Genomic DNA, 7522 nt, shown 5'->3' with positions numbered 1-7522 from the left:
AAAGCTGGTTTACCGGCCGCCTGATCTCAGCCGTAACCATGCAGTTGGGTTTGCGCTGAGCGCGGCAGCGTCCTGGCGGGCGCCAGCCCGCTGGAGCGTGTCGCAGGCCCGGGGACGCTCGAAAGCGCCAGAGGACTGGCGCACTCCAGGACGCTGCCGCGAGCCTTCACCTGCGGGTGTTCGAGTCTGTCTTCGTCCACTGCCTTTGACTGCATCGTTACGGCTGAGGGGCATCCTTGGTCGCTGTGAGCGCCCAGGCCGCCACCTTCACGATCCAAAACTTTGCGCCTAAAATGGCGAAGATTTTCAAAACAAGAATCCATGAAGACCCGGCGGAGCTTCAAACCGTGAGCCGTCAGGTGAACACGAAAAAGCCGCGCAGGTTTCCCTGCGCGGCTTGGTGATGTGATCGGGACCAGTTGCGGCGCAACTGGGCAACTTTACTTCGCGGCTTTCTTGAGCGCCTCGGCCTTGTTGGTGATTTCCCAGGTGATGTCTGGATCGTCGATCTTGCCGAAGTGACCGTAGTTGGTGGTCTTGCTGTAGATCGGGCGGAGCAGGTTGAGCTGCTTGACGATGTCGGCAGGTTTGAAGGAGAAGACCTTCAAGACGGCGTCGAGGATTTTGCCGTCGTCGATGGTGCCGGTGCCGAAGGTGTCGATGTGGACGCTCACAGGCAGCGGGTGACCGATGGCGTAGGCAAACTGCACTTCGCACTTCGAGGCCAGGCCGGAGGCGACGACGTTCTTGGCGACCCAGCGGCCCATGTAGGCGGCGCTGCGGTCCACTTTGGACGGGTCTTTGCCGGAGAAGGCACCACCACCGTGACGGCCCATGCCGCCGTAGCTATCGACGATGATCTTACGTCCGGTGAGGCCGCTGTCGCCCTGTGGGCCACCGACGACGAATTTGCCGGTCGGGTTGATGAGATACTCGGTGTCCTTGGTGAGCATGTTCTTCGGCAGCACCTTCTTGATGACCTGCTCGATGCAGAATTTTTCGATCTCGGCGTGGCTCACGTCTGCGGAGTGCTGAGTGGAGATGACGACGTTCACGATGCGTGTCGGGCGGCCATCGACGTATTCGACGGAGACCTGGGACTTCGCATCCGGGCGCAGCCACTTGGCGAGCTTGCCAGCTTTGCGGATGCGGGTCAGCTCACGGCCAAGGCGGTGGGCGAACATGATCGGCGCAGGCATGAGTTCAGGCGTTTCATCGCAAGCATAACCAAACATGATGCCTTGGTCGCCAGCGCCTTGTTCGCCGTGCTTTTTGCCTTCGGCTTCAGCAGCATCGACGCCTTGGGCGATGTCGGGGCTCTGGATGGTGAGGTAGTTGTTGATGAAGATCTGGTCGGCGTGGAAGACGTCGTCCACATTCGTGTAACCGATGCCACGGACGGCGTCACGGATGACCTGGCCGACGTTGATCACTTCATCAATAGGCTTGGTCGTTCCGAGCTTCTTGTTCTGGAGTTTCGGAATGGTGATCTCACCACCGACGACGACGACGTTGCTCTTCACGAAGGTTTCGCAAGCGACGCGGCTCTTGAGGTCGATCTTGAGGCAGGCGTCGAGGATGGCGTCGGAAATGGTGTCGGCAACTTTGTCAGGATGGCCTTCGCCGACGGACTCAGACGAGAAGATGTAAGAACGGGACATGTGGGTGGTCGTTTGGGTTATATGGACGAATCATGATTTGATGATGCGTCTCGGAGAGCTGGAGAGTATGCCCCAAAGCGGAGGCGTCAATGTGGATTTCGGGTGGCGGGTCCGCCGGACAGCAGCAGGATGCGCCACCCATGAAAGCCCCTGCGATCCATCAACTCATTCTTATCCTGCGCGGCGAGCGTGTGATCCTCGACAGTGATCTGGCCGCACTCTACGGCGTACCGACGAAGCGCCTCAATGAGCAGGTCAAACGCAATGCCGACCGGTTCCCGGAGGATTTCGCCTTTCGGCTCACAGGGGCGGAGAAACTCGAGGTGGTCGCAAATTGCGACCACCTCTCACGGCTCAAATACTCAGCACAGCCGCCGATGGCATTCACGGAGCACGGAGCGATCATGGCCGCGACCGTGCTGAACAGCCCGGAAGCGGTGGCGATGAGCGTCTTTGTGGTGCGGGCGTTCATCCAGATGCGGGAGCAACTGGCCATCGGTGCCAAGGTGCTGCAACGTTTGGCGGAGATTGATCACACGTTGCTGAAACATGATCAGGCGCTGAACCTGATCTGGCAGCAACTGCAACCCCTGCTGGCCCCACCACCCGCACCGCCCAAACGCAAGATCGGCTTCCAGCCATGACCGTATGAAACGATTTTTCGCCTCCTTCATCTTGCTGGCCGGTCCGTTGGCCGTGGCGGCAGAGCAGCCCGTTTTCGCGCCCAAATCCTTCGCCTATGTGCTTCAAGCGGATCGTCTGGCCGCAAATCGCGAAACAGCGGTGCAAAAGCTCGCCGCCTGTGATCGCGACCTCGTGGTGCTCGATGTCGCCTTTGACGCTGATGGCGACTGGACACCTGCGGAGATCGAAACCATCCGCCGTGGCAAAAGCGGCCGCCGCATGGTCGCCTATGTGTCCATTGGCGAGGCCGAAGACTATCGCTCCTATTGGCAAAAAAACTGGGACGCCGACCAAGACGGCAAGCCCGATGCCGCCGCGCCCAAATTCCTCCACACCGAGAACCCCGACTGGAAGGGCAACTACCGCGTGCGCTACTGGCAGCCAGAATGGCAGCAGCTCATGCTCCCCGCCGTGGACAAGGTCGTGGCGCAGGGCTTCGACGGCATCTACCTCGACATCGTCGATGCCTTTGAGTTCTACGAATACGATGAAGCGACGAAGGACTGGCTCGACGACCGCCCCAATCCCGCCACCGGTCAAACCTATCGCCGCGACATGATCGCGTGGGTCGCGGCCATTGCAAAACGTGCGCGTGACAAACGTCCAGGCTTTCTCGTCATCCCGCAGAACGCTTCGCAACTGCTGGAGCACGCTGATTACTGCGAACTCATCAGTGCTATCGGTGTCGAGGACTTGTTCATCGCCGGGAAGAAGCTGCGCAGCGAAAAGCAATCGCGCTACGTCATCAGCTTCCTCGAAAAGCTCAAACCCAGCGGCAAGCCCGTGCTCGTCATCGACTATCCGAAATCGGAAACGATTCACGCTGGCGCTTTTGATCTGGCGGCGAAGCATGGCTTCACGCTCTTGCTCACGGATCGTGAACTGACCACACTGGGCGAATCCAAATGATCATGCGCTGCCTGCTACTTCTGTGGCTCTGCCTCAATGCCAGCGCGGCACCACCGAATGTCGTCTTCATCTTCGTCGATGACTTCGGCTGGGGTGATCCATCCTGCTTCGGTGGCAAGGTGCCGACGCCGAACATCGACCGGCTGGCGCAGGAGGGAATGCAGTTCCGGCAGTTCTATGTGGCCTCGCCGATTTGTTCGCCATCGCGTTGTGGCGTGATCACGGGGCAGTTTCCAGCGCGGTGGAAGATCACGAGCTATCTGCAAACGAAGGCGGGCAATCGCGAGTGCGAGCAGGCGGATTTTCTCGATCCAAAAGCGCCTTCGTTGCCGCGTGCCTTTAAGGAGGCTGGCTACGCGACGGCGCACATCGGCAAATGGCATCTCGGCGGCGGGCGTGATGTCACCGAGGCGCCGAAGTTCGCCGCGTATGGCTACGATCTCGGTCTCGGCACTTATGAGAGCCCTGAGCCTGCCGCAGCGCTCGGTTTGAAGTCGATGCCATGGGCGAAGGAAACGGAGCCGCAGCAGGTGCCGCGACATGAGCGCACGCGCTGGATGGTCGATGAGACGCTGAAGTTCATGCAGCAGCACACGGACAAGCCCTGCTGCGTGAATCTGTGGCTCGATGACACGCACACGCCGTTTCGGCCGCAAAACGGCGAGGATGCGCGCGAGGTGAAAGCGAAGTTTCATGACGTGCTGACCTCAATGGACACGCAGGTCGGTCGTCTCATCAACGCTTTGCCAAAGAACACACTCATCCTCCTCTGCGGCGACAACGGCCCCGAGCCCAGCTTCGCCCGCGCACGCAGCGGCGGCCTGCGTGGCATGAAATGGAGTCTCTATGAAGGCGGCATCCGCACGCCGCTCATCGTGCGCTGGCCCGGCGTGGTGCCCGCAGGCGTCGTGAATGAGGTCACCTTGGTCAGCAGCGTCGATTTCATGCCCACGCTCTGCGCTTTGGCTCAAATCAAAGCACCGGCGGCTGATTTCGACGGCGTGGACATGAGCGCGGCGTTTCGCGGTGAGAAAATCATGCGCCAGAAGCCGCTGCTGTGGGAGTATGGCCGCAAACCAGGCTCCGCTGGCAAGGTGAAGGGCGGATTTCCCTACCCGAACGAGCCTGGCTCGAAATCACCCAATGTCGCGATTCGTGACGGCGACTGGAAGCTGCTGGTGAACACGGACGGCACACAGACCGAGCTTTACCATCTCTCCCGTGATCCGAACGAGTCGGAAAACCTCGCTGAGACCGAATTCGCGACGGTGGAGCGCCTGCGGAAAGCTGCTTTGGCGTGGCGGGCAGCCATGCCATGAAATTCCCCTCGCCAGCCGAAAATATGCCGCTAGGATGCGCGCCCCTTTCTCCCCGACCATGTCAGAACCGAAGAACATCCTCCGCCTTGGACTGCCCAAAGGCAGCCTACAGGAGCCGACGCTTGAATTGTTCAAGCGTGCAGGGTTCAACATCGTCATTTCTTCCCGTTCCTACCGCCCTTCCGTGGATGACGATGAACTGGAACTGCGCCTGCTGCGCGCACAGGAGATCGGGCGCTATGTGGATCATGGCTTCCTGGACTGCGGCATCACCGGACGCGACTGGATCGTGGAAAATGGGGCCGATGTCGAAGTCATCACCGACTTGCGTTACAGCAAAGCCACCTCCTGGCCCACCCGCTGGGTGCTCGTGGTGCCGGAAGATTCGCCCGTGCGCAGCGTGAAAGACCTGCAGGGCAAGCGCATCGCCACCGAGGCGGTCGAGATGACGAAAAAATACCTCGCCAAGCACGACGTGCAGGCCGAGGTCGAATTTAGCTGGGGTGCCACTGAAGTGAAGGTGCCGGAAATGGTCGATGCCATTGTGGACATCACCGAGACCGGTTCCTCCCTGCGCGCGAACAAGCTGCGCATCGTGGACACCCTGATGGAAAGCTACCCCCAATTTGTCTCCAGCAAACCTGCCGCCCGTGATGAATGGAAGCGGCAGAAGATGGAGACGCTCGTGCTGCTGCTCAAAGGTGCGCTCGAGGCCCGCCACAAGGTCGGCCTCAAGATGAACGTGCCGGCCAAGCAGTTGCAGGAGGTGATCGCGTGCCTGCCCTCGCAGCGCTCGCCCACAATTTCACAGCTTGCCAGCCAGGACTGGGTGGCGGTGGAAACGGTCATTGACGAAGCCACCGTGCGGGTAATCATCCCGCGGCTGAAGTCACTGGGCGCCGAGGGAATTGTGGAATACCCACTGAACAAAGTCGTCCACTAGATCAAAGCAACACACAGGAGAACACGAACATGGGATCGCTCAAAAAGCGGAGAAAAACGAAGATCAACAAGCACAAGCGCAAGAAGCGCATGCGTGCGAACCGTCACAAGAAGCGTTTGCGCTACAAGTCGTAACCGCTAGCCTCACCGGCATGGCTTTCCTCCACAGGGCGAATCGATGGCATCGAAACGCTGGAAGTATTGTCATGCACAGGAGTCGCTCGAAGAGCAGGGTGTTTCAGCCCTGCCGGATGATCCGCATGGCGGCACTTCTCAGTGCCGCCATCTCGGCGCAAGCTGCCGCACCGGCAGACTTGTCGCTAGGGGTCAAAGCAGCGGAGAAATCGGACTTGCAACTCATGCCCGGCGGCGTGGTCAGCGCGGACGTGCTGGCGCATTACAGCGCTGCCTTGCAGTTTGAAACTTCAGGCAAGCTGCGTCAGGCGCTGGAGCACTACCTGGCCGTCTTCAAAGCTGATCCGGGCAATGCGGAACTCGCTGCGCACACAGCGGGAATCGCCATGCAGTTCCAGGGACGTGCCGCTGCCGTGAAGATTCTTGAAGACGCGGTTCAAGCCAGTCCGCGGTCACCCGCCCCGTTGCTGAACTTGGCCCGTTTCGCCAGCACCTATCCGCCCGAGGATCTGTTTGAGAAAGACGACACCGCCCTCAAGGCGGTGACCGAGGCGCTGGAGAAATTTCCTGCGCACGCGGAAGTCTATGAGGCGGCGGTGATGATTCATCTCATCCAAAACCAGCGCGACAAGGCCATCGCCGTCATGGAGCAGGCGGCGAAGCAGGACAGCCGCGATCCGCAGTTCTGGCTGGCTGCCGGACGCACCGCTGAGCGTGTCTGGCCGCTGGGGCAGGCCGAATTCAGCGTCGAATACCGCCAGCGTGTCGCGCCATTCTTTGAAAACGCCCTCAAGCATGTCACCAAGGCCGATGCGGAGCAGGTCACACTCGAAGTCGCTCAGCAGTACCTCCTGACGAACGATTCAGAACGCGCCCGGCAGCTTTGCGAGAAGCTGGCGACGGCACACAACAGCCTGGAGGCGCGCAAGCTGCTCTACCGCCTGTACGGCGCCGCCGAGCAGAAGGACAAGGCCCTTGCCACACTGGAGCAGATCGTCAAACAGGCTCCTGAGGACGCCGAGCAGCAGCGCCTGCTCGCCGGCGAGTATGACAAGCTCAAGCAGCCTGAAAAAGCCATCCCGCATCTTGAGGTGGCCATTCAGAACGGCGGCGGTGAAATCAGCGACTATCTGAAGCTTGGCTGGGAACTCTACCAGACGCAGAAGTATGAAGACATGGTACGCGTGGGCCAGCGCAGCGTGCGGCTGTTCCCCGATCATCCGCTCGTCCACTACCAGCTCGCCATCGCGCACCGTGCGCGCGAGGAATGGGCGTCTGCCGTGAAGCACTTTGCCGAGGCCGAGCAGCATGTCGGCTCCACGCAGACGGAGCTGCTGGACCACCTGTTCTACTATCAATACGGCGTCACGCTGGAGCGCATGGCCCGTTTTGAAGCCGCCGCACGCATGCTGGAGAAGTCGATCACGCTCACCCCGCGTGAAGAAGCGAAGGCGGCGGCGAACACGCTGAACTTCCTCGGCTACATGTGGCTGGAGCAGGGCCTGCATCTCGACAAGGCGGGTGAATTCATCACCAAGGCCAATGAGTTGCTGCCCGACCAGCCCGCCTACATCGACAGCCTCGGCTGGTTCCGCTACAAAAAGGCCGATTACCCCGGTGCGCTCAAAGAATTGCAGCGCGCCGAGTCCCTGCTCAAGCAGCCCATCGCTCCCGAAGACGCCGAAATCCTCGAACACATCGGCCTCACGCATCAGGCGCTCGGCGACAAAGCCAAAGCGCTCGACTACCTCGAACGCGCCAACGCCCTCAACACACCGGATTTGAAAGCCCGCAAGCGCATCGAAGAGGCGCTGAAGAAGCTCAAAGGCGGCGGCAAGACCGACACGGAGAAAAAATAAGGTGATGCGGGCA

7 protein-coding genes are annotated in these 7522 nt (G+C 60.4%); 6 read left to right on the top strand and 1 reads right to left on the bottom strand.

Translation table 11 applies throughout. The features are described from left to right. Positions 1–440: 440 nt before the first annotated feature. The gene (gene metK, locus ACKVY0_RS22335) at positions 441–1661 is read right to left on the bottom strand and encodes a methionine adenosyltransferase (protein WP_409217068.1); all 1221 of its coding nucleotides are present in this window, start codon (positions 1659–1661) and stop codon (positions 441–443) included. 140 nt (positions 1662–1801) lie between these two features. On the opposite strand from metK, the gene ACKVY0_RS22330 reads away from it, so the two are divergent. From ACKVY0_RS22330 to ACKVY0_RS22305, 6 genes are all read left to right on the top strand, one after another. Next, entirely contained in the window at positions 1802–2305 is a 504-nt protein-coding gene (locus tag ACKVY0_RS22330) for an ORF6N domain-containing protein (protein WP_409217067.1), read from the top strand. 4 nt (positions 2306–2309) lie between these two features. Continuing rightward, entirely contained in the window at positions 2310–3254 is a 945-nt protein-coding gene (locus tag ACKVY0_RS22325; protein WP_409217066.1) for an MJ1477/TM1410 family putative glycoside hydrolase, read from the top strand. Positions 3255–3256: 2 nt separating this feature from the next. Further along, positions 3257–4573, top strand: a complete 1317-nt coding sequence (locus ACKVY0_RS22320) for a sulfatase-like hydrolase/transferase (RefSeq protein WP_409217065.1) — start codon at positions 3257–3259, stop codon at positions 4571–4573. Between the two features lie 58 nt (positions 4574–4631). Beyond that, complete coding sequence (gene hisG / locus ACKVY0_RS22315; RefSeq protein WP_409217064.1) at positions 4632–5516, top strand: ATP phosphoribosyltransferase; 885 nt, start codon at positions 4632–4634, stop codon at positions 5514–5516. A gap of 29 nt (positions 5517–5545) precedes the next feature. Continuing rightward, positions 5546–5650: an AURKAIP1/COX24 domain-containing protein gene (locus ACKVY0_RS22310; protein WP_133796641.1), complete on the top strand. Its 105-nt coding sequence runs from the start codon at positions 5546–5548 to the stop codon at positions 5648–5650. 125 nt (positions 5651–5775) lie between these two features. Further along, positions 5776–7509 carry a tetratricopeptide repeat protein gene (locus ACKVY0_RS22305; RefSeq protein WP_409217063.1) on the top strand — a complete coding sequence of 578 codons (1734 nt, stop codon included), beginning with the start codon at positions 5776–5778 and terminating at the stop codon, positions 7507–7509. The last annotated feature ends 13 nt before the right edge of the window (positions 7510–7522 follow it).

Origin of the sequence: Prosthecobacter sp. (genome assembly GCF_046154365.1) — a bacterium.
Classification (GTDB): Bacteria; Verrucomicrobiota; Verrucomicrobiia; order Verrucomicrobiales; family Verrucomicrobiaceae; genus Prosthecobacter.
The sequence above is the reverse complement of the archived record's forward strand: the minus strand, read 5'-3'. Positions and strand labels throughout refer to the sequence as shown.

What these genes read in the sequence shown, in the direction of transcription:
- ACKVY0_RS22325 (WP_409217066.1), top strand. Translation starts at nt 2,310, where the DNA reads ATGAAACGATTTTTCGCCTCCTTCATCTTGCTGGCCGGTCCGTTGGCC.
- ACKVY0_RS22330 (WP_409217067.1), top strand. Translation starts at nt 1,802, where the DNA reads ATGAAAGCCCCTGCGATCCATCAACTCATTCTTATCCTGCGCGGCGAG.
- metK (WP_409217068.1), bottom strand. Translation starts at nt 1,661, where the DNA reads ATGTCCCGTTCTTACATCTTCTCGTCTGAGTCCGTCGGCGAAGGCCAT.
- ACKVY0_RS22320 (WP_409217065.1), top strand. Translation starts at nt 3,257, where the DNA reads ATGCGCTGCCTGCTACTTCTGTGGCTCTGCCTCAATGCCAGCGCGGCA.
- hisG (WP_409217064.1), top strand. Translation starts at nt 4,632, where the DNA reads ATGTCAGAACCGAAGAACATCCTCCGCCTTGGACTGCCCAAAGGCAGC.
- ACKVY0_RS22310 (WP_133796641.1), top strand. Translation starts at nt 5,546, where the DNA reads ATGGGATCGCTCAAAAAGCGGAGAAAAACGAAGATCAACAAGCACAAG.
- ACKVY0_RS22305 (WP_409217063.1), top strand. Translation starts at nt 5,776, where the DNA reads ATGGCGGCACTTCTCAGTGCCGCCATCTCGGCGCAAGCTGCCGCACCG.